At 55.3% G+C, this 20,823-nt stretch carries 26 protein-coding genes; 14 read left to right on the forward strand and 12 right to left on the reverse strand.

Annotation, left to right across the window (positions count from 1 at the left end):
- Window positions 1-57: 57 nt before the first annotated feature.
- The 3 genes from FHW17_RS03680 to FHW17_RS03690 form a co-directional block, all read right to left on the reverse strand.
- Window positions 58-309 carry a hypothetical protein gene (locus tag FHW17_RS03680; protein ID WP_112522836.1) on the reverse strand — a complete coding sequence of 84 codons (252 nt, stop codon included), beginning with the start codon at window positions 307-309 and terminating at the stop codon, window positions 58-60.
- Between the two features lie 142 nt (window positions 310-451).
- On the reverse strand, window positions 452-1,519 hold the full coding sequence (locus FHW17_RS03685; RefSeq protein ID WP_182509232.1) for a TraB/GumN family protein: 1,068 nt from the start codon (window positions 1,517-1,519) through the stop codon (window positions 452-454).
- Between the two features lie 80 nt (window positions 1,520-1,599).
- Complete coding sequence (locus tag FHW17_RS03690) at window positions 1,600-2,556, reverse strand: tyrosine recombinase XerC (protein WP_182509233.1); 957 nt, start codon at window positions 2,554-2,556, stop codon at window positions 1,600-1,602.
- 140 nt (window positions 2,557-2,696) lie between these two features.
- Between FHW17_RS03690 and rimM the strand changes: the two genes are divergently transcribed.
- The 6 genes from rimM to FHW17_RS03720 all read left to right on the forward strand — a co-directional run bounded on the left by rimM (window position 2,697) and on the right by FHW17_RS03720 (window position 7,000).
- Entirely contained in the window at window positions 2,697-3,275 is a 579-nt protein-coding gene (gene rimM, locus FHW17_RS03695) for a ribosome maturation factor RimM (protein WP_112522839.1), read from the forward strand.
- Window positions 3,272-3,985 (forward strand): tRNA (guanosine(37)-N1)-methyltransferase TrmD, encoded by a 714-nt coding sequence (gene trmD / locus FHW17_RS03700; RefSeq protein WP_182509234.1) that lies wholly within the window; start codon window positions 3,272-3,274, stop codon window positions 3,983-3,985. The genes rimM and trmD overlap by 4 nt, the downstream gene beginning before the upstream one ends.
- 14 nt (window positions 3,986-3,999) lie before the next feature.
- Window positions 4,000-4,527 (forward strand): GNAT family N-acetyltransferase, encoded by a 528-nt coding sequence (locus FHW17_RS03705; protein ID WP_182509235.1) that lies wholly within the window; start codon window positions 4,000-4,002, stop codon window positions 4,525-4,527.
- Window positions 4,528-4,719: 192 nt separating this feature from the next.
- Window positions 4,720-5,172 carry a 50S ribosomal protein L19 gene (rplS, locus tag FHW17_RS03710; protein ID WP_091880211.1) on the forward strand — a complete coding sequence of 151 codons (453 nt, stop codon included), beginning with the start codon at window positions 4,720-4,722 and terminating at the stop codon, window positions 5,170-5,172.
- Between the two features lie 211 nt (window positions 5,173-5,383).
- Complete coding sequence (locus FHW17_RS03715; RefSeq protein ID WP_112522841.1) at window positions 5,384-6,178, forward strand: basic amino acid ABC transporter substrate-binding protein; 795 nt, start codon at window positions 5,384-5,386, stop codon at window positions 6,176-6,178.
- Between the two features lie 9 nt (window positions 6,179-6,187).
- Window positions 6,188-7,000: an amino acid ABC transporter permease gene (locus FHW17_RS03720; protein WP_348643707.1), complete on the forward strand. Its 813-nt coding sequence runs from the start codon at window positions 6,188-6,190 to the stop codon at window positions 6,998-7,000.
- Here FHW17_RS03720 and FHW17_RS03725 read toward each other — a convergent pair.
- The gene (locus FHW17_RS03725; RefSeq protein ID WP_112522843.1) at window positions 6,997-7,650 is read right to left on the reverse strand and encodes a DUF1287 domain-containing protein; all 654 of its coding nucleotides are present in this window, start codon (window positions 7,648-7,650) and stop codon (window positions 6,997-6,999) included. The two genes, FHW17_RS03720 and FHW17_RS03725, sit on opposite strands and share 4 nt — an antisense overlap.
- 195 nt (window positions 7,651-7,845) lie before the next feature.
- Between FHW17_RS03725 and leuC the strand changes: the two genes are divergently transcribed.
- Window positions 7,846-9,255 carry a 3-isopropylmalate dehydratase large subunit gene (gene leuC, locus FHW17_RS03730; protein WP_112522844.1) on the forward strand — a complete coding sequence of 470 codons (1,410 nt, stop codon included), beginning with the start codon at window positions 7,846-7,848 and terminating at the stop codon, window positions 9,253-9,255.
- A gap of 113 nt (window positions 9,256-9,368) precedes the next feature.
- On the opposite strand, the gene FHW17_RS03735 is transcribed toward leuC, so the two are convergent.
- The 6 genes from FHW17_RS03735 to FHW17_RS03760 all read right to left on the reverse strand — a co-directional run bounded on the left by FHW17_RS03735 (window position 9,369) and on the right by FHW17_RS03760 (window position 12,570).
- Window positions 9,369-9,797 carry an OsmC family protein gene (locus FHW17_RS03735; RefSeq protein ID WP_112522845.1) on the reverse strand — a complete coding sequence of 143 codons (429 nt, stop codon included), beginning with the start codon at window positions 9,795-9,797 and terminating at the stop codon, window positions 9,369-9,371.
- A gap of 19 nt (window positions 9,798-9,816) precedes the next feature.
- Window positions 9,817-10,278, reverse strand: coding sequence for a preQ(1) synthase (gene queF, locus FHW17_RS03740; protein WP_112522846.1), 462 nt, complete (start codon window positions 10,276-10,278; stop codon window positions 9,817-9,819).
- Window positions 10,275-10,661, reverse strand: coding sequence for a 6-carboxytetrahydropterin synthase (locus tag FHW17_RS03745; protein WP_112522847.1), 387 nt, complete (start codon window positions 10,659-10,661; stop codon window positions 10,275-10,277). The genes queF and FHW17_RS03745 overlap by 4 nt, the downstream gene beginning before the upstream one ends.
- Before the next feature lie 49 nt (window positions 10,662-10,710).
- Window positions 10,711-11,370 (reverse strand): 7-carboxy-7-deazaguanine synthase, encoded by a 660-nt coding sequence (gene queE, locus FHW17_RS03750; protein WP_182509237.1) that lies wholly within the window; start codon window positions 11,368-11,370, stop codon window positions 10,711-10,713.
- A complete protein-coding gene (queC, locus tag FHW17_RS03755; RefSeq protein WP_112522849.1) occupies window positions 11,367-12,077 on the reverse strand; it encodes a 7-cyano-7-deazaguanine synthase QueC in 711 nt (236 codons plus the stop codon). Before queC ends, queE begins: the two co-directional genes overlap by 4 nt.
- A 76-nt stretch (window positions 12,078-12,153) precedes the next feature.
- Window positions 12,154-12,570: a hypothetical protein gene (locus FHW17_RS03760; RefSeq protein ID WP_182509238.1), complete on the reverse strand. Its 417-nt coding sequence runs from the start codon at window positions 12,568-12,570 to the stop codon at window positions 12,154-12,156.
- A gap of 194 nt (window positions 12,571-12,764) precedes the next feature.
- Here FHW17_RS03760 and FHW17_RS03765 point away from each other — a divergent pair, with 194 nt between their 5' ends.
- The 5 genes from FHW17_RS03765 to FHW17_RS03785 all read left to right on the forward strand — a co-directional run bounded on the left by FHW17_RS03765 (window position 12,765) and on the right by FHW17_RS03785 (window position 17,065).
- A complete protein-coding gene (locus tag FHW17_RS03765; RefSeq protein WP_091879490.1) occupies window positions 12,765-13,238 on the forward strand; it encodes a GNAT family N-acetyltransferase in 474 nt (157 codons plus the stop codon).
- Window positions 13,239-13,621: 383 nt separating this feature from the next.
- The gene (gene sdhC, locus FHW17_RS03770) at window positions 13,622-14,020 is read left to right on the forward strand and encodes a succinate dehydrogenase, cytochrome b556 subunit (RefSeq protein WP_182509239.1); all 399 of its coding nucleotides are present in this window, start codon (window positions 13,622-13,624) and stop codon (window positions 14,018-14,020) included.
- A 13-nt stretch (window positions 14,021-14,033) separates the two neighbouring features.
- Complete coding sequence (gene sdhD, locus FHW17_RS03775; RefSeq protein ID WP_112522851.1) at window positions 14,034-14,417, forward strand: succinate dehydrogenase, hydrophobic membrane anchor protein; 384 nt, start codon at window positions 14,034-14,036, stop codon at window positions 14,415-14,417.
- A gap of 2 nt (window positions 14,418-14,419) precedes the next feature.
- On the forward strand, window positions 14,420-16,267 hold the full coding sequence (gene sdhA / locus FHW17_RS03780; protein ID WP_112522852.1) for a succinate dehydrogenase flavoprotein subunit: 1,848 nt from the start codon (window positions 14,420-14,422) through the stop codon (window positions 16,265-16,267).
- Between the two features lie 18 nt (window positions 16,268-16,285).
- Entirely contained in the window at window positions 16,286-17,065 is a 780-nt protein-coding gene (locus tag FHW17_RS03785; RefSeq protein WP_182509240.1) for a succinate dehydrogenase iron-sulfur subunit, read from the forward strand.
- A 178-nt stretch (window positions 17,066-17,243) separates the two neighbouring features.
- Here FHW17_RS03785 and FHW17_RS03790 read toward each other — a convergent pair whose 3' ends face one another.
- Window positions 17,244-17,681, reverse strand: a complete 438-nt coding sequence (locus FHW17_RS03790) for an OsmC family protein (RefSeq protein ID WP_112522853.1) — start codon at window positions 17,679-17,681, stop codon at window positions 17,244-17,246.
- 190 nt (window positions 17,682-17,871) lie between these two features.
- On the opposite strand from FHW17_RS03790, the gene FHW17_RS03795 reads away from it, so the two are divergent.
- Together FHW17_RS03795 and FHW17_RS03800 are read left to right on the forward strand one after the other, a co-directional pair.
- Window positions 17,872-18,402, forward strand: a complete 531-nt coding sequence (locus FHW17_RS03795; RefSeq protein WP_112522854.1) for a hypothetical protein — start codon at window positions 17,872-17,874, stop codon at window positions 18,400-18,402.
- Between the two features lie 21 nt (window positions 18,403-18,423).
- Complete coding sequence (locus tag FHW17_RS03800; protein WP_182509241.1) at window positions 18,424-19,461, forward strand: aldo/keto reductase; 1,038 nt, start codon at window positions 18,424-18,426, stop codon at window positions 19,459-19,461.
- Window positions 19,462-19,478: 17 nt separating this feature from the next.
- On the opposite strand, the gene FHW17_RS03805 is transcribed toward FHW17_RS03800, so the two are convergent.
- On the reverse strand, window positions 19,479-20,732 hold the full coding sequence (locus tag FHW17_RS03805; protein ID WP_182509242.1) for a ubiquinone biosynthesis hydroxylase: 1,254 nt from the start codon (window positions 20,730-20,732) through the stop codon (window positions 19,479-19,481).
- Window positions 20,733-20,823 lie beyond the last annotated feature (91 nt).

Below are 20,823 nucleotides of genomic sequence, written 5' to 3' on the forward strand. Positions count from 1 at the left end.
GAAATAAGAAAAAGGCCCGGGATACCGGGCCTTTTTAGTTTCACTAGCCATCCGGCATTAATTGTTGCTAGGAGCCGGTGTGGTTGGTGCCGGGGCAGGCGTTGCAGGTGCCTGTGTTGTTGGCGCTGGCGGTGTCGGAGCATCCATTGTCGAACTGCCATTCAGATAATAATAACCGCCAATAACCAAAGCGGCGATCAATATACCCGCAATCAGGAAGCCGCTGCCGCCTCCGCTCGACTGAGCCATTTTTGGTTCACGATCTGTCTGCGCGTCTACGGGACGCTGCAAGTTAGGATCATAGGTCATCTCATGTCCTCCGTAATGCTCTTGCGTTCAGGAAGGATAACGGTTCAGTGCGTTGTAAGTTCCAATATTGCGCGGATAGGTTGTGATAATTACGGGATATATCATTCAAAACCAAGTATTTATTCGGTGCCGAGAGTGATAATTATTGCGCGGTAACTGTGTATCCCTTGGCGCGGAAGAGCGTCACAAGCCCGTTTTTTCCTGGAAGATGCAGGGCTCCAACAGCAATAAAGACATTTCCTTTGTCGATGATGGGGATAGCACGCTCCACCATGACCCGGTTGCGGGCATCAACCATCTTCTCTTCAAAAGCCGCGTAGTTCTCGCCGGTCGCCGTACCATCCGGAGAAAGAGAACGCATGAAGGGAAAGATCATGGCCGTATCACCATGGGTATAGAGCACCACCATGGTTTCGAACATGTCAGGCACCTTTGATGCTAGGTTAAGCGTCTCGACCAGACCGTCGACATGGAATTTCAGCGGCAGGGATGCCATGGCGCTGAGCTGATCCTTGATGGTTTCAAGCCCGGCAATTTCCTTGCCCTGTGTCTTGGCATCGCGGGCAAGCTTGATATCGAGAAAGGCCTGGCCGCTTTTGCCACGTTCAAGCTCGCAGGGTGACATGGCAAGCATGCTGGTGATGATCCAGGGCTGCATTTTGTTGAGCGCCGCCAATGACAGGCCCCGCGCAGCAAGTCCCGTTTTCACGTCTTCAAGCTTGTCGGCCGGTATGAGCTTTTCCAATGTGTTGTCATCGGTAAACATCATCAGTCCCGGATCTTGCGCCATGACTTTCAACGGCGCTTTGGGATCAAGGACTTCATCTGTCTCGATCACTACCGTTCCTGCGTCCTGATAGGCGCGTTGCGCTGTATCGGAGAGCTTCAAAACGCGTGGATCGGTCAGATGCATGGTGCCAAAAAGCCATGATGGTTTCGTTCCGGGCTTTTCGATCTTCCACAGAATGCTTTTGCCGTTCTCCGTGGCTTCCGCTTCCTTTCGCAAGGCCGCAAGTTTTTCAGGATCTGACTTGGCCATTTCGGCGATGAGGTCATGCCCGCCGCAGGATATGTCTTCGGCACGCGCATGGGTTGCGGTGAATGCGACAATCAGGAAAGAGGCGAGCAAAAGCCAGCTCAAGAAAGCCAGAAAACGCAGGGCGCCATCGGCTATACGATCAAGTGAAATGGTTGGGCCGGTATGGGTCATGGTCTGTACATATATTCGGTTTGGCAAAAAGGCGTTAAAGCCATTCTGCAAATTATTTGTAACACAGATATTGTCGGTCTTCAGGCGCGGGGATGTGCCTTGTCATAGATTTCCATCAGCCGCTCCGTGTCAACACCGGTATAGACCTGTGTTGTGGAGAGGCTCGCATGGCCGAGCAGTTCCTGAATCGTGCGTAGATCACCGCCGCGTCCAAGCAAATGAGTGGCGAAGGAATGGCGTAGCGCATGCGGGGTTGCCGTGTCGGGTAGGCCAAGCGCACCGCGCATCTTCTGCATGTCGCGCTGGATGATTGCCGGATGCAATTCGCCACCGCGCGCGCCGCGGAACAGCGGCTTTCCCGCTTCCAATTCGTAAGGGCACAGCTTGCGATATTCCTCTACAGCCCTGTGAACGATGGGCAAAAGCGGCACCATACGCGTCTTGTTGCCCTTACCTGTGATGGGAATAGAGCGGGCGGAGGGGTCAAGCAGGGCGGTACCATCGAGGTTAAGCGCCTCGGAAATGCGCAGTCCGCAACCGTAAAGCAAGGTCAGAACCGCTGCATTGCGTACAGCGATCCATGGTTCCTCATTGAGCTGTTCGCCCTTTTCCACCACGCGCCGGGCGTCAATAGTGGTCAATGGCTTGGGCAGAGATTTGGGCTGTTTCGGCGCGCGCATGGCGATGGAAGCCGCTGCATTGGCCATGCCCTGCTTTTCCAGATACCGCAAAAAAGAACGAATGCCCGCAAGACCACGGCCTAGTGTGCGTGCCCCGGCACCATCATTGCGTCGGCGCGCCAGATAGGACCGCAGATCAGCAATACGCAAAGTTGCAACGTCTTTCAGCGACGGCGGTTCGGCGAGATGACCGGTGAGAAACTGAAAAAACTGACGGGTGTCGCGCTCATAAGCCTCCAGCGTATTGGCGGCAAGACGACGGGTATTTTTCAGTGATTTCAGCCATTCTTCCCGCGCCGCAATCAGGTCAGGCCGGGCCGAAACCAGAAATTCGGCATTCTGTGGCTGCACGACCATGGCAATACTCCTCAACCCTATTTCCGCCTGACAATGCCACAGCAGTCCTTACGGAGTCGTTTCGCTTGTCCTTCTCACTTGGCGTTTGGCCAAAGACAGAGTAATTCCTCCATCGGAGAAGATAGGAATGGAAAAGGCCTATGGCAAAATTGAATGATCCGGTGCAGCTCGCCGTTATCGGTGCAGCGCATGGAACGCGCGGTGAAGTGCGGGTGAAGACTTTTACCGGCGATCCCCTGGCATTGGCTGATTACGGCCTGCTTTATGATGTGACCGGCAGAAGCTTTGAGATATTGGCAATCCGCCCGGCCAATACTGTTGTCGTTGTGCGGTTCCGCGGTGTCAATGACCGCACAATGGCCGAAGCGCTGAATGGGACCACATTGTTTATTGATCGCTCGCAACTGCCAGAGGAACTCGATGAAGACGAGTTTTATCATGCCGATCTGATCGGGCTTGATGCGGTTGACGGTGAGGGCAAACCCTATGGCAAAGTCTCGGCCATGTTCAATTTCGGGGGCGGTGATCTCATCGAATTGACGATACCGGGCCGCCGACCGATGCTGGTTCCGTTTACACAGGCCGCTGTCCCGTCCATCGACGTAAAGGCTGGGCAGATCGTCATTGATCCGGCTGCGGCCGGACTGATTGCCGATGAGAATGAGGAAGAGGAACGGCGCAGACAGCTTGGTGGTGACGGCGGGAAAGAGCGTCCATGAGCGATAATGCCGGGTTCCGTGCCACTGTTCTGACGCTCTATCCGGAAATGTTCCCGGGACCGCTTGGCGTATCCCTTGCGGGCAAGGCATTGGCCGACAAGGCATGGTCGCTTGAAACGGTGCAGATACGCGAATTTGCCACGGACAAGCACCGCATGGTCGATGATACACCGGCTGGCGGTGGTGCCGGTATGGTGATGAAGGCGGATGTGCTGGCGCGCGCCGTAGACCAGGTGGCTGACGGGCGGCCAAGGCTGTTCATGAGCCCGCGCGGCAAACCGCTCAGTCAGGAACGGGTGCGAGAGCTTGCCGCAGGTCCGGGGGCTGTCATTTTGTGCGGCCGGTTCGAAGGCGTTGATGAACGGTTGATCGAAGCGCGGCAGTTTGAAGAAGTCTCGATCGGTGATTACATCCTGTCAGGCGGTGAGACTGCGGCCATCGTGGTTCTTGATGCGATTGTGCGACTTCTTCCCGGCGTGATGGGCAATGCGCAGTCAGGCGAAACGGAAAGCTTTGAGACCGGTCTGCTGGAGCATCCGCAATACACCAAGCCGCAGGAGTGGGAAGGGTGGCGTATCCCCGATGTGCTGCTTTCGGGCAATCACGGAGCCATCGAGAAGTGGCGGAAGGCGGAGGCTGAAAAGCTGACGCAGGAGCGACGCCCCGACCTTTGGGATCGCTATCCGCAGACGAAGAAGCCGCGCAAATAGGCGGAGCCGACACAATGCAGTTTCGAAGCGGTGCGGTGGGTGATATTCCCGCCATTGCAGCAATTGAACGGGCTTCCGCGTCGCGATTCCTTGATATCGGCATGGTGGAGATCGCCAATGACGATCCGACACCTGGTGCTGTCTTGCTTGAGCGGATCGGTCAATATCGGCTTTTTGTCGCCGTTGATGCGAAGCCGATTGCCTATGTGATTTTTGGCTTGGTCGATGACCAGCTTTATATCGAACAAATCGACGTCGACCCGGAATATACAGGAAAACGCATCGGGGCGGCGCTGATCGGGCTGGTGGAAGAGCGAGCCCGCAAAGAAGGCAGGCAGGGGCTTTTGCTTTCAACCTTCCGGGATGTCCCTTGGAATGCACCCTATTACCGCAGGCTCGGTTTCACCGATATTGCTGATGCAGCATTGAGTCCGGCGTTGGTGCAAATCCGGCAGGAACATATTGAAAGAGGTCTCGACGAAACGCGAAGGGTTTTCATGCGAAAACCTCTCAAGCTCGACTCTACGAGCAATCAGCGTTAAAAAGAATCGCTGCCAGAGGTGACAAAGCGACTTTTATGGTGTATCTGGCCGCCAACTCGGGAAAAACCCAAGTCCACAATCAATGGATGGTGAATTCGCTCCTGCCTCACTAGAGGCATAGAAATGCGGCCAAAGATGCTGCATGGCAAGTGTTGAGCGCTCTGACTGTTTGAAAAGAAAAGGATGAAGACGATGACCGTCGATATTATTCGTCAGCTCGATCTCGAACAGAGAGCCAAGATCGAAGCAAAGCGCACACTGCCTGATTTCAAGCCAGGCGACACAGTCCGCGTTAACGTACGCGTGACGGAAGGTACACGTACCCGCGTTCAGGCTTATGAAGGCGTTTGCATTGCGCGCAATGGCGCAGGCATCAATGAGAACTTCACAGTTCGCAAGATTTCCTACGGTGAAGGCGTTGAACGCGTATTCCCGATTTTCTCGCCACTCGTTGAAGGTGTTGAAGTGGTCCGCCGCGGTAAGGTCCGTCGTGCGAAGCTTTACTACCTGCGTGGCCTGACCGGTAAGGCAGCCCGCATCGCCGAGAAGAAAGACAACCGTAAGGGTAAGACTGCTGTTCCAGTGACTGGTACAGCTGAAAAGGTAACGGAAGAAACCGTTGCCAAGGCGCCTGCTGCTGAATAAGCGCAGTCCATTTTTGAATTTGAAAAGGCGGTCTTCGGGCCGCCTTTTTCTTTTGCGCCATGTTCGTCGCAGTTGTCATTCTACAGTTGAAAAAATGATGCTTGCGCAATAGCAAATAAAGCAGTTGCATGCCGCTTCAGGGGATTGACGGGGCCTTTGCAAAGTGGAATTTGTGCTTCGCTTGATCAAAACGCAATATTAGAGGTCTAACATGAATTTGCGATCCGTTATTCTGGCGGGGCTTATGCTCGCTACCGTGCCGCTTTCGGCTTTGGCTGCGCAACTGCCCGATCTGGGTGGCAAGAAGGTTGCCGTTGTTACGGAAAATGCCTATCCGCCGCTGCAATTTATCGATCCAAAAACCGGCAAGGCTGTGGGCTGGGAATATGACGCCATGAATGAAATCGCCAAGCGATTGAATTTCAAGGTGGAGTATCTGAATACGAGCTGGGATGCGATGATTCAGGCCGTTGCCGATAATCAGTATCAGATCGGCATGACCGGTATTACCATCAACGACGAGCGCAAGCAGAAGGTGGATTTTTCCGAGCCCTATATGCGTTCGGAACAATTCATGCTGGTTCGCAGCGATGAAAAGCGTTTCTCCGATGCAAAAGGCTTTGCAGAAATCAAGGATAGCCTCGTCGGGGCTCAGCCCGGCACAACCAATTTCTATGTAGCCGTCTACAATCTGCTGGATGGTAACGAGCAAAACCCGCGTATCAAGCTGTTCGAGACGTTCGGTGCGACCATTCAGGCACTCAAGACCGGTGACGTCGATGTCGTTCTGACAGACAGCACGGCGGGTAAGGGCTATGTGGATGCATCGGATGGCAAGTTGAAGCTCGTTGGTGGCCCGCTGGGCGCGGAAGATTTCGGTTTCATCTTTGCCAAAGGTTCTGATCTTGTCGCCCCTGTTAATGCGGCCATTGCTGCCATGAAGGCTGACGGCACCTTTGATACGCTGAACAAGAAGTGGTTTCTCGACTACAAGCTTGGCCAATAATAGTTGTCGATTCCCTCACAGAACAGAAGTCCTTTTGTCAAAAAGGACTTCCCCTGGTGGCTGGTCGTTGCGGTGGCAATTGCCATTGCGCTTGGCATAGCCATTCTCGTCAGTGATATTTACGGGCAGGTTTTTTCCACAGTCTCGCAAGGCATCTGGATTACCATCTGGGTATCGCTTCTTGCCTTCTGTCTGGCCTCCGGTTTGGGGCTTCTGCTCGCAGTCATGAGCCTTTCCGAACATATCATCTTGCGGCAGACGGCGCGGTTCTATGTCGAGATTGTCCGCGGCATACCCTTGCTGGTGCTTCTGTTCTACATCGCATTTGTTGGCGCACCTGCCATTGTGGCGCTCTGGAATTTCATTGCCCAGCCGCTGCAAAATGCCGGACTGCTTGAGCCTTTGCAGGTGCGGGATTTCTCGTTGCTATGGCGGGCAATCATCGCGCTAACGCTCGCCTATGCGGCGTTTCTGGCGGAAATTTTCCGTGCTGGCATTCAGGCCGTTGATAAGGGGCAGATCGAGGCGGCCAAGGCGCTTGGCCTGAAACGGTTCCAGCGGTTCCGTTTGATCGTAATACCGCAGGCGCTGCGCACGATTCTGCCACCCTATGGCAATGACTTCATTTCGATGGTGAAGGATTCTTCGCTTGTATCCGTGCTTGGCGTTGTTGATGTCACGCAAATGGGCAAGGTCTACGCATCAGGATCATTCCGTTTCTTCGAGACCTATTCCGTTGTTGCTTATGTCTATCTGATCCTGACGATCAGCCTGTCACTGGGATTGCGCTGGATCGAGGCACGGTTGAACGATCGGGCTTAAGCCTGCGGTACGTAGCGGAAGTGCCCGGTGATTTTGAATTCGAACAGACGATCTTCGAGCCTGGTGCCCGCGCCGATGTTGTGAACCAGAAGCGGCCGGGTACCATCGGCATTTGCGCGTTGGGTTACGATACCGATATGCGGGAGATTGCCCGGCAGCATATGGGTGACGATATCGCCGGGCCTGTAATCCCTTGCCTCGGTGCTGATGGGCAGCGCGGCTCCGGCTCGTTTAAAGAATATCGCCAGATTGGGAACACGCCGATGGTCAATATTGGTGTCGGTTCGTTTTGACCCCCACGACTTGGGATACTCGCCAAAGGCTGCCTTCATATCGCGGTGGACGCGCTCCTGAAGATCAATCTCTGCCGATTGGCGATAGGCACGGATAATAACGTCCGTACAAACACCGCGGTCGAGTGATACATCGCCCATGGGATAGGCCATCCGGGTATAGGCAGGATCATAAAGTATAGTCTGGCCGATCTGGCTTTCTGCGGCGGCAATCAGCCTGCTCGCCCAAGCATCCGCCTCAAGAAATGGCTTTGCGTTATCGGCCAAAGCGCGGGTCGCAAATGGCAGGCGAAAGAAGCCGGAAACGGAAGCTACGGTCGCAAGACCACCCAGCACAACAATACGCCGCGAAACCATTTTGTGCTCCCTTTTGCCGCCCGCAAACGAAATGGCTCGAGAATCGCGGCAAAATCATGGAGAAACCGGCTGCCATCGCGGCGCTTTGTCGCCGAAATATTACTTTTATCGCTTGTTTCTTGACGTAAGTGGGCACCGAGTGCATATGTCCACGACATAATCTTACAGCACCATACCATTGCCGAGGATATCGCGATGACTGCGCCACGTACACTCTATGACAAGATCTGGGATGATCATCTGGTTGATCAGCAGGCCGATGGCACCTGCCTTCTTTATATTGATCGTCACCTTGTGCATGAAGTGACCAGTCCGCAGGCTTTTGAAGGGCTCCGTCTTACGAACCGCAAAGTCCGTCATCCCGAAAAGACGCTTGCCGTGGTTGACCACAATGTGCCGACCTCGCCGGATCGCATCAACGGCATCAAGAACGAGGAAAGCCGCATTCAGGTCGAGGCGCTTGCCAAGAACGCTGCGGATTTTGGTGTCGAGTATTATTCCGAAAAGGATATTCGTCAGGGCATCGTACACATCATAGGACCGGAACAGGGCTTCACCTTGCCGGGTATGACGATTGTATGCGGCGACAGCCACACCTCGACGCATGGTGCCTTCGGTGCGCTGGCCCATGGTATCGGTACGTCGGAAGTCGAACACGTATTGGCAACCCAGACGCTGATTCAGTCAAAAGCCAAGAACATGCTGGTGCGTGTTGACGGCGTTCTGCCTGCTGGTGTTACCGCCAAGGACATCATTCTGGCCATTATTGGCGAGATCGGTACTGCTGGAGGCACCGGCTATGTCATCGAATATGCGGGCGAAGCCATTCGCGCGCTGTCGATGGAAGGCCGCATGACCATTTGCAACATGTCAATCGAAGGCGGCGCTCGCGCAGGTCTGATTGCACCCGATGAGACGACATTCGCCTATGTTAAGGGCAAGCCACGTTCGCCGAAGGGTGAAACCTTCGATCAGGCGGTTGAATATTGGAAAACGCTCCAGACCGATGAAGGTGCGCATTTCGACAAGGTTGTTGTGCTGAACGCTGCTGACCTGCCACCAATCGTTTCCTGGGGGTCATCGCCTGAGGATGTGATTGCCATTACCGGTGCCGTCCCAAATCCGGATGAAATTCCGGATGAAACCAAACGTACATCGAAGTGGCGCGCGCTCGACTATATGGGTTTGAAGCCGGGTACACCGATTACCGATATCAAGCTGGACCGGGTCTTCATTGGCTCCTGCACCAATGGCCGTATCGAAGATTTGCGCGCGGTTGCCAAAGTCGTGGAAGGTCGCACGGTGGCTGAAACCGTTGATGCGATGATTGTTCCGGGCTCCGGGCTGGTCAAGGAACAGGCGGAAGCTGAAGGTCTCGACAAGATTTTCAAGGCGGCCGGGTTTGACTGGCGTGAGCCCGGCTGTTCCATGTGTCTGGCGATGAATGATGACCGGCTGAAGCCGGGCGAGCGCTGTGCATCCACTTCGAATCGCAATTTCGAAGGACGGCAGGGCTTCAAGGGCCGCACGCATCTCGTTTCGCCAGCCATGGCGGCAGCGGCGGCGATTGCCGGCCACTTCGTCGATATCCGCGAGTGGAAGTAAGCTTCTTCTACGTTTCGAACTGCAACATGACGGGGCCAATGGCCCCGTTTTTTTTAACATGAATGATGCGGGCTTATTCTTGCAGTGAATGCCAATATTGGGCGTCTGAAGCGTTAATCTGCCAGCGTCGTTGTGAAAGCGGGATTGCCTTGCAATGTGTTGCTCACGGTACAGATCTCGGTCTCGGCTGCCTCAACGATGGCATGTCTTGTCGCTTCATCGATATCGCCTGTTATCGTGAAGGCGATTTGGAAGCGCTCTATGCGGGAAAGCCCTTCCTTGGCCTTGTCGCCGGTAACGTGCGCCTGAACAGATTCCAGCTTATCGGCTACACCGAGACGGGAAGCCGCTATTTTGGCACTAAGGACAAGGCAGGCGGAAAGCGATGCATAAAGCAGATCAAGCGGTCCAAAACCCGGTTCTGAAACCGAATGGGCGACGTTCAGCACGCCGCCCGTATGGGAAGTAACAACCGGTTGGCCACCGCGCTGCAGAAGAGCCGTCGCGCCAACATCCCGTGTTCTTACCTTAAGCTCCGCCATTTGATTGTTCCCTTTGTGTCTAGCCGCGCCCACGATAGGCAGGTACGCCCTGATCAGGCAACCAGAGACCTTCCGGCACTGGGCCTGTCTGCCAGAATACATCAATCGGGATGCCGCCGCGCGGATACCAATAGCCGCCGATACGCAGCCACAAAGGCTTCACGGCTTCGACAATCCGCTTGCCGATACTCACGGTGCAGTCTTCGTGGAATGCACCATGGTTGCGGAAGCTGGTCAGAAACAGTTTCAGCGACTTGGATTCAAGCAATGCCTGATCCGGCGCGTAATCGATCACCAGATGGCCGAAATCCGGCTGGCCAGTCACCGGGCACAGCGAGGTGAATTCCGGGCAGGCAAAGCGGGCGAGAAAAAGAGTTCCAGCCTGCGGGTTTGGCACGGCATCAAGCAGCGCCTCATCGGGATGATGGGGAATCGGAACATCCTTGCCCAGCATCGTTGCCTGTTCTGCGTAATGACTCATGCCGCCTCCTCCAGCGTTTCGAACTCGCCCTGATATTCGCAGCCCTCCCCGCAACTGTCGCGGTAGATGCCGATTTCGGCCAGTGCCGGAATATCCGAAACAATGCGCCGCCATAGCCATATGGCGATGCTCTCCAGCGTCGGCAACTCCAGACCGGCAATTTCGTTGAGATATCGATGGTCTAGTGCATGACGGGCGCTTTTAATGGCGGTTTTGACGGTGCCCAGATCAGCAATCAGCCCGGTTTTCGGATCAGGCCTGCCCTGCAGGGTGACGCGAACACGGAAACTGTGGCCATGCAGGCGCTGGTTGACGTGCCCATCCGGAAAAGAGTGCGGCAGATGATGTGCCGCTTCAAATGTGAAGTCGGTAAAGATTCTCATGGTGTTCCTCATCGGCACTGGCGCAAGAGGCGCCCGCCAAAACTGCCCTTTAGGGCAAGCCAATCAATTTATGTGTCTGCGTGCTCAGCCGCCAAAGCGGATGGGCGAGGCAATAGGCCGCTGCAGATGCCACATGCCGGGCGGTTTGCGCCGGATCACCGATGACGTCAAGAGGCTGCAAATAGAAATGCTGAAATGAGAGCCGTTCGAAATGGATGGGATCGGTTGCCGCTTCCGCCTGCGGATAGACGAGTTTGATCTCGTGACCACTGGTCTGAACAAGCTTTGTATTGGCCTTGGGTGAAACGCAAATCCAATCGATACCCTCAGGGGCTGCAATCGTGCCATTGGTTTCGACGCCAACTTCAAATCCTCTGGCGTGAAAGGCGTCAATCAACGGCTTGTCCAATTGCAGCAGGGGTTCACCGCCTGTGCAGATGACATAGGGCTTGCCACTGGAGCGTTCGCCCTTTGGCCATGCACTGGCAACAGCATCGGCAAGTGCGTCCGCCGTTTTGAACTTGCCGCCGCCGGGGCCATTGACGCCGACGAAATCCGTATCGCAGAACCGGCATTGCGCATCTGCCCGGTCGCGCTCAAGCCCTGACCAGAGATTACATCCCGCAAACCGCATGAACACGGCAGCGCGGCCTGTGTGATTGCCCTCGCCCTGAAGCGTCAGATAGATTTCTTTGACGGCGTAGGTCACGCGGCTTCCGCCTTGAATTTGTGCCAGCCACCAGCGCGTAGTTCGCAAGCCGGGCAGGTACCGCAACCATAGCCCCATGCATGGCGGGTCGATCGGTCGCCGAGATAGCAGGTGTGGGTGTTTTCAACAATCATATCGAGCAATGGTTCGCCGCCGATATCGCGGGCAAGGGCAAAGGTCTCGGCTTTGTCCAGCCACATCAACGGTGTTTCGATGGTGATGCGGCGATCCAGTCCCAATGAAAGCGCCACCTGCTGCGCCTTGAGCGTGTCGTCGCGGCAATCAGGATAGCCGGAATAATCGGTCTCACACATGCCGCCAACAATGACACGCAGACCGCGGCGATAGGCAAGAGCGGCCGCAAGAGTGAAAAACAGCAGATTTCGTCCCGGAACAAACGTATTGGGTAGGCCATTTTCAGCCATTTCAATGGCAATGTCTCCAGTCATGGCGGTCGCTCCAAGCTGGCCAATCACACTGGCATCCAGACGGTGATCATCGCCAAGCCGCGCAGCCCACTGTGGAAACTGCTCAATCAGCTTGGCCCGGAAATCATCCCGTACTTCAAGTTCGATCCGGTGGCGCTGGCCATAGTCGAAACCGGCTGTTTCCACCCGGTCAAACCGGGAGAGCGCCCAGGCGAGACAGGTCGCGGAATCCTGCCCGCCGGAAAAAAGGACGAGTGCGCCGTCAGCATTACGAGCCATGAATGAACCTCTTCAATGAAGCGGCCCCCATACAGGGCATGGGTCAGCGAGGCAAATCAAATGTGAAAAGATTGGGCTATTGGCAGCCCGGAAGGCCGAGAATGGGTGTTTCGTTGCGGTCAATGCCGTACATATAGCCGCGTCCCCGGATGACGATAGGACTATCGCAGCTGGTGTTGGGTGCCGGTATAACATCGACCACATAGGGGTCGCCGGGTGGTGAGATGATCGCAGGCCCCCGGCCACGTTTGTAAACGGGAACTTTCCTGCGCAATTCCTGAACGAGAGCATCGGATTTGGCGGATGTCGAACCAACGAAGATCATCTTGGGACCGGATGGGTCCTGCACGATGATATTGCCATATTCGTCACCATAGGCATCGGCCAGATTAATGTCGTATGCGGCGGCATTTTGCGTTGCGGCAAGAGAAGCCGTGAATGCCACGACGCCGGACAATAACAGCGCAGTCATTTGTCTGTGTAGGACGAACATGGACAAGCTCCCGTAGCGATCCGGTTCCGATCACCATAAGCATTAACCTATTATTAACGCTTGTCATCCGCCAAAAAGCTTTTGAATCGATTTTTGCCGGGGTCCGCCGGTTGACGTGCGCAGCACAATCAACCAATCCTCAATGTCAGCGGGACAGCCGAAAGCGCTGCCAGAATGAAAGGGACGATGCGACCATGACGACAAAGACCGCAGACGAACACGCCGTCGACATTTCTCTGCTGCATCTGAATGATGCCCATGAGTTTGCGCCCCTTCTGGCAAGCTATGCGCAGGCGCTGAAACGTGGCGCACCCCGCCGTCCTGATGATTATTACGCCGAAAACCTGTTGCGTGACCGCGCTGCGGAAATCGCTGGCGCAAGGCTTGACGGTCATCTGGTGGGTTTCGTTATTTTCTATGATTTGCCTGAACCCGTTTCAGGTATGCGGGCGGGGCAGGTGGATCACATCTATGTGCATCATGATCATCGCGGCAAAGGCATAGCCAAGGCACTGATCGACGTGCTTGCCGACAAGGCGGAAGAGCGCGGCTGGACCAAATTGTCGCTCAATGCACCGCGCCTTCCGGAAGATGGCCGCAAACTTTACGAGCAGATTGCGGCGCCTGCGGACTGGACGAGTTTCATTATCCGCTTCGGCAACCAGTAAAAATTGGCCACCGCCCTTGTACTAAAGACGAACGGAACATCCTGAGAACGACTCGGAATGTTCCGTTCGCGTTTGCACAACAGGGCGTCCCAAGGCGGCAAAATCGATTAAACTGGACAGACTCACTCAAATAAAATTGATCGGGTTTAAAGGGTAAAATGAGTGCCTTTTGAACCCGATATCGCGCTTTAAACGATTGAATTTTCTAAACAAACCTTATGGGCTTGCTATTGGTGCCAATTCGCCGCATGAGGGGGGTGAATGGGCCTTTGACGCAGTGCAAAAACGGGACTAAAACCCTTCTAAATTTGCCTCTATCCAGCCTTTCGGCCCTGCCCGTCAATCAAGGTTCAAATGGCGCGGCGCTTATCATTGGGGACGCTATGAGCAAGACAAACCTGCATGCGAACCGGCCACTGTCGCCGCATCTGCAAATCTATAAACCAATTCCCACCATGGTCATGTCCATCGTTCACCGTATCACTGGCGGAGCGCTCTATTTCGGCACGCTGCTGGTGGCCTGGTGGTTGATTGCGGCGGCTACAAGCGAGGCGCAGTTCAACTTCGTCAGCTGGGTGCTGGGTTCGTGGATCGGTCTGCTGGTTTTGCTTGGTTATACCTGGGCGCTTGTTCACCACATGATCGGCGGCATCCGCCACCTTATCTGGGATACAGGCCGTGGCCTCGACAAGCACACCACCACAAAGATGGCATGGGCTTCTCTTGTTCTCTCCATCGCGTTGACGGCCCTGATCTGGGTCGCCGCGTTCACGTTTTTGTAAAGGAGGCGGGACAATGAGCGATATGCGCACACCGCTTAAGAAGGTTCGCGGACTTGGTTCTGCGCACGAAGGTACGGATCATTTCTGGCGCCAGCGGCTGACGTCGGTTGCCAACATTCCGCTGCTTCTGTTTTTCATCGGGCTGATCGTTTATCTGCACGGCGCAAGCTTTGCAGAAACGAGAGCCGCTCTCTCACACCCGCTGATTGCGCTTGTAATGTTGATGGTGATCATTTCTGGTCTTGTTCACATGCGCTTGGGCATGCAGGTCATCATCGAAGACTATGTAACAAGTGAAGGCAAGAAGATCGCCTGTCTGATGCTGAATACGTTTTTCACCCTCGTGGTGGGCGTTGCCTGTGTCTTTGCGATCATCAAGCTGAGCTTCGGAGGCTAATCTTGGCAGCAACAGACAAGAACAGGACTGTCGGCAAGGACGGCAAGGCCTATACATTCGTAGATCACAAGTTCGATGTGGTTGTGGTTGGTGCTGGCGGAGCAGGCTTGCGTGCAACATTGGGCATGGCTGAGCAGGGTCTGAAGACCGCATGCATCACCAAGGTTTTCCCGACCCGCTCGCACACGGTTGCCGCACAGGGCGGTATTGCCGCTTCACTGAGCAATATGGGCCCGGATTCATGGCAGTGGCACATGTACGATACCGTCAAGGGATCGGACTGGCTCGGTGACACGGATGCCATGGAATATCTGGCACGCGAAGCACCAGCTGCGGTCTACGAGCTGGAACATTACGGCGTTCCTTTCTCGCGCACGGAAGCGGGTAAGATTTATCAGCGTCCCTTCGGCGGCCATATGATGAATTATGGTGATGGTCCGCCCGTGCAGCGCACATGCGCAGCCGCTGACCGTACAGGCCACGCGATCCTGCACACGCTTTACGGCCAGAGCCTGCGCCACAATGCGCAGTTCTTTATCGAATATTTCGCGCTTGATCTCATTCAGGATGCGGATGGCACGATCACAGGTGTCGTCGCCTGGAACCTCGATGACGGCACCATCCATCGCTTTGCCGCCAAGATGGTTGTTCTGGCAACCGGCGGTTACGGACGCTCCTATTTCTCCGCAACATCAGCCCACACCTGTACCGGTGATGGCGGCGGCATGGTGGCCCGTGCCGGTCTGCCTTTGCAGGATATGGAGTTCGTTCAGTTCCATCCGACGGGTATTTATGGTGCGGGCTGCCTGATTACTGAGGGCGCACGCGGCGAGGGCGGCTATCTTGTCAATTCCGAGGGCGAGCGCTTCATGGAGCGCTATGCACCATCGGCCAAGGATCTGGCTTCACGCGACGTGGTTTCCCGCTGCATGACGCTGGAAATCCGCGAAGGCCGCGGCGTTGGCAAGAACAAGGATCATATCTTCCTGCATCTTGACCATCTGGACCCGGCTGTTCTGCATGAGCGTCTGCCCGGAATTTCGGAATCGGCCAAGATTTTCGCCGGTGTCGACCTCACCAAAGAGCCGATCCCGGTTCTGCCGACGGTGCATTACAATATGGGCGGCATTCCGACGAATTATTGGGGTGAAGCACTCAACCCCACCAAGGATGATCCGGATCGTATTCAGCCGGGTCTGATGGCTGTCGGTGAAGCGGGTTGCGCTTCCGTGCATGGCGCTAACCGTCTTGGCTCGAATTCACTGATCGATCTTGTGGTGTTTGGCCGTGCGGCTGCAATCCGCGCCGGTCAGGTTATTGACCGCAACGCCAAGATCCCGACGATCAACGAAGCATCGGTCGAAAAGATCATGGAGCGCTTTGACCGTCTTCGTTTTGCCGATGGCGGTACGCCGACGGCTGTCCTGCGTGAAAAGATGCAGAAGACAATGCAGGAAGACGCAGCCGTGTTCCGCACATCGGAATCGCTGAAATCCGGTGTTGAGCGGATGGAGAAAATCTGGAGCGAGCTGCCAGATGTGAAGGTCACCGACCGTTCAATGATCTGGAATTCCGATCTGGTGGAAACGCTGGAACTGGAAAACCTGATGGCCAATGCGTTGACGACAGTGGTTGCCGCCGAAGCCCGCAAGGAAAGCCGCGGCGCCCATGCGCATGAGGATTTCCCGAAGCGTGATGACGTCAACTGGCGCAAGCACAGCCTTGCCTGGCTTTCGCCCGAAGGTGAAGTCAAGCTCGACTACCGTCCTGTTCATCTTGATCCGCTGGTCAAGGAAGAGGATGGCGGCATCAGCCTCGCCAAGATCGCGCCGAAAGCGCGCGTTTATTGATCAAGGGACCAGAGCATTATGGTTGAACTTGCACTTCCCAAAAATTCGAAGATGCGTCCCGGCAAGACCTGGGACCGTCCGACGGGCGCCAACAATATCCGCGAATACCGCATCTATCGCTGGTCGCCAGATGATGGCGAAAACCCGCGGATTGATACCTATTATGTCGATCTCGACGACTGCGGTCCGATGGTTCTCGACGGCCTGTTGTGGATCAAGAACAAGATCGATCCAACGCTGACCCTGCGCCGCTCCTGCCGTGAAGGTATTTGCGGTTCCTGCGCAATGAATATCGACGGAACCAACACGCTCGCCTGCACCAAGGGCATGGACGAGATCAAGGGTGCGGTCAAAATCTATCCTCTGCCGCATCTTCCCGTGGTCAAGGATCTGGTGCCTGATCTGTCGAATTTCTATGCCCAGCATCGTTCGATTGAGCCTTGGCTCAAGACCGTATCGCCTGAGCCCGCGAAAGAATGGCTGCAGAGCCACGATGATCGCGCCAAGCTTGATGGGTTGTATGAATGCATCCTGTGCGCCTGTTGCTCGACATCCTGCCCGAGTTACTGGTGGAACGGCGATCGCTATCTCGGACCGGCAGTCCTGTTGCAAGCCTATCGCTGGCTGATCGATAGCCGCGACGAGGCGACGGGCGAGCGCCTCGACAATCTGGAAGATCCGTTCCGACTCTATCGTTGCCATACAATCATGAACTGCGCGCAGACGTGCCCCAAGGGATTGAATCCTGCCAAGGCCATTGCCGAGATCAAGAAGATGATGGTCGAACGCCGGGTTTGAGGCCCTTCGACAGGCTCAGGGTGAGGGGAGCTTTATTCTGCAACGTTTGCGATTAGCGTTGCATCCTCACTCTCCCTCATGGTGAGCTTGTCGAACCACGAACCACGAACCACTCACAACAGACTGAAATAACGGGCGCATAAGCGCCCGTTTTGTTTGAAACGTGGTAAGCATTCGATCACGCCAGCTTTACATCAAGCGTTACCTGAATAGCACCAAGCGCCTTGGAAAGCGGGCACGATGCCTTCGCCTGTTCGGCCAGTTTGGCAAACGTATCCGCATCAATGCCGGGCACATTGCCGACCAACGTGATTGCGCTTTTTGTGATTTCAAAACCGCCGCCTGCGGCAGGATTAATGCTCACGGCTGCTTTGGCATCGAGCTTTTCAGCCGGCGTGCCGTTCTCCGCGAGAAAGTGGGAAAGCTGCATGGCAAAGCAGCCTGCATGCGCCGCTGCCAGAAGCTCTTCCGGATTGGTCCCCGACGTGCCGCTCGCATCTTCGAAACGCGCCTTGAAGTTGTAGGGAAGGCCCTTGAGCGCGCCACTTTGCGTATCAAGCGTGCCCGTGCCGTCTTTCAAGGCGCCTTTCCAGATTGCCGTCGCTTGTCTGTCCATCGCTCATTCTCCCTTGGTTGGTATGTCCGGGCTTCCTGCCCTCTTGCTAACGCCAGAATGCTACAGCAGTTCCGTGTCATAGATACGATGTTGGAACTTGCTAGATTTTACAAGCTGCGGCAACAATGGGGTCTTTTCCAAAGACGGACTTTTGATTAATCAATTTATTGGGGCGAATGGGGTTTTAAATATGCATATTGTACTTGCTGTGATTGGAATTTTGGGCGCAGGGCTTATCTGGTGGTATCGCATTCGCATGCTGGGGGACGCAGCCAGCGAGGTTGCCGATGGTGTTGGCCGGGCGCGCGGCTATTTCCGCAGGCAGAAAATCCGGCGGCAAACGGAACATTCGCCGCTTACGGCAATCAACGATCCAGTGCTCGCAGCCGCCACGGTTATCTACGCCATTATTACGGAAGATATGCCGCATTCGGATAGTTATGCCGAGGCCGTGCGTGCGGAAATTCTGGAAATCAGCGATGCCGCCAAGGCTGAGGAATCCGTCATTTATGCCAAATGGGCAAATGATCAAATTGGTGACGCGGTGATCGTGATCAACAAAACGTCACCTTTGTTGCGCCAGCAGTTGAACGATGTGGAAAAGCAGGATTTGATTGCTATGGTGGCCAAGGCCGCTGCCGCAGTGCAGACCTCCCCTCATTACGGGCAGCGCGTCCGGAAGCTGAAGCAGAAGCTCGGCCTCGAAATCGATCGCTCTTGAATTCAAAACAGGAAAATCCCCGTGAAACTGAAAAAGCTTGGCCGGACGGATATTGACGTCACGGAAATTTGCCTCGGCACCATGACCTGGGGCGTACAGAATACCGAAGCGGATGCGCATTCCCAGATCGACCATGCGCTGGAGTCTGGAATAAATTTCATGGATACGGCGGAGATTTATGCCGTTCCACCAACTGCTGAAACCTATGGCAAGACCGAAACCTATATCGGTACATGGTTCAAGAAGACCGGCAACCGCGATAAATTCGTGCTGGCAACGAAAATTGCCGGCGGCGGACGCAATAGCTGGATTCGCGGCGGCAGCCTGATGAGCAAGTCGACGATTGCCGAAGCGGTTGATGGCAGTCTGAAGCGCCTGCAGACTGATTATATCGATCTCTATCAGGTACACTGGCCGGTGCGCGGCCATTATCATTTCGGTTCCGGCTGGGAATATGCGCCGCATCATCAGAACAGGGCCGAAGTGATTCCGCAGATTGAGGAAGCGCTCGCCGGTCTCGATGACATGGTGAAGGCGGGGAAAATCCGGCATATCGGTCTTTCCAACGAAACCGCATGGGGTATTGCGCAATGGCTGAAACTGGCCGAACGCAAGGATCAAGCGCGCGTTGTTTCGGTGCAGAACGAATATAGCCTTCTGCAGCGTGCCTTTGACCTTGATCTGGCGGAACTTGGCCATCACGAGGATGTCGGGCTTCTCGCCTATTCGTCTCTGGCTTCGGGTGTTCTCACCGGCAAGTATCTGGATGGAAAGGTGCCCGCTGGCTCTCGCGCATCACTACAAGCGCTGTGGCGCAACAATGCGCATGCCGAACCGGCAATCCGGGCCTATATCGACCTTGCGCGCAAGCACGGGCTCGATGTGGCTCAACTGGCTATTGCGTTTGCGTTGAGCAGGCCGTTTGTCACGTCAGTCATTATCGGCGCGACAACCATGGAACAGCTGAAGATCGATATCGGTGCCGCAGATGTAACGTTAACGCCTGACATCTTGAAGGAAATCGAGGCGATCCACCGCACCTATCCCCGACCGCTTTAAGGTAAGGAGAAACTGCTTCAGATCGATTGACCCTGAAGCAGTTTCGGCGATGTCGTTGACAATCCTGCGGCTTGACGGATGAAAAATCCCTTGAGCCGTGGCATGCGCTCCACAAGACCAAGGCCGAAATCGCGTAGGGCCCGCACCGGTACATTGTCATTGGAGAACAGGCGGTTCAGAACGTCAGTGGTCACGCCCATCTGCACCGTGTCGAACCGGCGCCAGGTCTGGTAGCGCTCAAGCACAGCGATAGAGCCGATATCAAGACCAAGGCGATCAGCATCGACAATGGTTTCAGCAATCGCTGCTGCATCCTTGAATCCGAGATTAAGCCCTTGTCCCGCAATCGGGTGAATACCATGGGCCGCATCGCCGACCAGTGCAAAACGCGGTTTTACGAAATCGCGGGCCAAGGTTAGCCCAAGCGGGAAGGCCTTGCGCGAACCTTCAATACGCAGCTCTCCGAGCTTCAAGCCAAAACGCTGTTCAAGTTCCGCTTCGAAAACAAAATCATCTTCTTTGATCAACCGCTCTGCGTCGGCTGTACGCTCGGTCCAGACGAGCGACGAGCGATTGTCGCTGAGCGGCAGGATGGCAAAGGGGCCAGCGGGAAGGAAATGCTCTTCCGCGCGGCCATTGTGGGGGCGCTCATGCGCAACGGTGCAGACAATGCCGGACTGGCCATACTCCCAGTTTACCGTCTTGATGCCTGCCATATCGCGAAGCCGCGATTTCACGCCATCGGCAGCCAGAAGTAGCCGCGCGCGCAGGCTCTTGTCATCGCCATAACGGACGGTCAGATGAGTTTCCTCATGGTCAAAGCCATGGACGGGAGCACCTTCAATAAATGTGATGCCAATTGCGTCGGCCTTTGAACGCAGGGACGCATTGAGCACGCGATTCTCGACCATGTGCGCAAAGGGTTCACCGGGCTCGATCTCGCCATTGAAGGTGAGATATACAGGGCGCACGGGATCGGAGGTGCGCGAATCCGTAACGATCATCTCGTTGATTGGCTGCGCTTTCGGCAGGATTTCCTCCCAGCAGCCCAATCGGTCAAGCATACGGCTGGCAGCCGCTGCGATGGCCGAGGCGCGGGTGTCATTGCGCCAGACGCCAGCCGGGGCTGCATCAATCACCGTAATGGCAAGATGCGGTGCGGAAGATTTGAGGGCGACAGCCGTTGCCATGCCCACATAGCCAGCGCCTGCGATAATGATATCCGTGCTGTCGGGAGTCTTGGATGTATGTGTCCGGGTTCTTTCAGCCATGATTGCCTCCGGTTTCCCTTTGCTCTTGCGCCCATGTGACGCTTGACTTGTTCACCTGTTCCTGTTGCAAGCGGATTCAGGCACTATTATG

Source organism: Phyllobacterium sp. P30BS-XVII (assembly GCF_014138335.1).
GTDB classification, from domain to species: Bacteria; Pseudomonadota; Alphaproteobacteria; order Rhizobiales; family Rhizobiaceae; genus Phyllobacterium; species Phyllobacterium meliloti.

Coding starts and splice junctions, on each gene's coding strand:
- FHW17_RS03795 (WP_112522854.1), top strand. CDS start 17,872: ATGCATATTGTACTTGCTGTGATTGGAATTTTGGGCGCAGGGCTTATC.
- FHW17_RS03705 (WP_182509235.1), top strand. CDS start 4,000: ATGCAGTTTCGAAGCGGTGCGGTGGGTGATATTCCCGCCATTGCAGCA.
- FHW17_RS03735 (WP_112522845.1), bottom strand. CDS start 9,797: ATGGCGGAGCTTAAGGTAAGAACACGGGATGTTGGCGCGACGGCTCTT.
- FHW17_RS03765 (WP_091879490.1), top strand. CDS start 12,765: ATGACGACAAAGACCGCAGACGAACACGCCGTCGACATTTCTCTGCTG.
- sdhC (WP_182509239.1), top strand. CDS start 13,622: ATGAGCAAGACAAACCTGCATGCGAACCGGCCACTGTCGCCGCATCTG.
- queF (WP_112522846.1), bottom strand. CDS start 10,278: ATGAGTCATTACGCAGAACAGGCAACGATGCTGGGCAAGGATGTTCCG.
- FHW17_RS03690 (WP_182509233.1), bottom strand. CDS start 2,556: ATGGTCGTGCAGCCACAGAATGCCGAATTTCTGGTTTCGGCCCGGCCT.
- leuC (WP_112522844.1), top strand. CDS start 7,846: ATGACTGCGCCACGTACACTCTATGACAAGATCTGGGATGATCATCTG.
- FHW17_RS03680 (WP_112522836.1), bottom strand. CDS start 309: ATGACCTATGATCCTAACTTGCAGCGTCCCGTAGACGCGCAGACAGAT.
- FHW17_RS03685 (WP_182509232.1), bottom strand. CDS start 1,519: ATGACCCATACCGGCCCAACCATTTCACTTGATCGTATAGCCGATGGC.
- FHW17_RS03805 (WP_182509242.1), bottom strand. CDS start 20,732: ATGGCTGAAAGAACCCGGACACATACATCCAAGACTCCCGACAGCACG.
- FHW17_RS03745 (WP_112522847.1), bottom strand. CDS start 10,661: ATGAGAATCTTTACCGACTTCACATTTGAAGCGGCACATCATCTGCCG.
- sdhD (WP_112522851.1), top strand. CDS start 14,034: ATGAGCGATATGCGCACACCGCTTAAGAAGGTTCGCGGACTTGGTTCT.
- rplS (WP_091880211.1), top strand. CDS start 4,720: ATGACCGTCGATATTATTCGTCAGCTCGATCTCGAACAGAGAGCCAAG.
- FHW17_RS03790 (WP_112522853.1), bottom strand. CDS start 17,681: ATGGACAGACAAGCGACGGCAATCTGGAAAGGCGCCTTGAAAGACGGC.
- queC (WP_112522849.1), bottom strand. CDS start 12,077: ATGGCTCGTAATGCTGACGGCGCACTCGTCCTTTTTTCCGGCGGGCAG.
- rimM (WP_112522839.1), top strand. CDS start 2,697: ATGGCAAAATTGAATGATCCGGTGCAGCTCGCCGTTATCGGTGCAGCG.
- FHW17_RS03715 (WP_112522841.1), top strand. CDS start 5,384: ATGAATTTGCGATCCGTTATTCTGGCGGGGCTTATGCTCGCTACCGTG.
- trmD (WP_182509234.1), top strand. CDS start 3,272: ATGAGCGATAATGCCGGGTTCCGTGCCACTGTTCTGACGCTCTATCCG.
- FHW17_RS03785 (WP_182509240.1), top strand. CDS start 16,286: ATGGTTGAACTTGCACTTCCCAAAAATTCGAAGATGCGTCCCGGCAAG.
- FHW17_RS03725 (WP_112522843.1), bottom strand. CDS start 7,650: ATGGTTTCGCGGCGTATTGTTGTGCTGGGTGGTCTTGCGACCGTAGCT.
- FHW17_RS03760 (WP_182509238.1), bottom strand. CDS start 12,570: ATGTTCGTCCTACACAGACAAATGACTGCGCTGTTATTGTCCGGCGTC.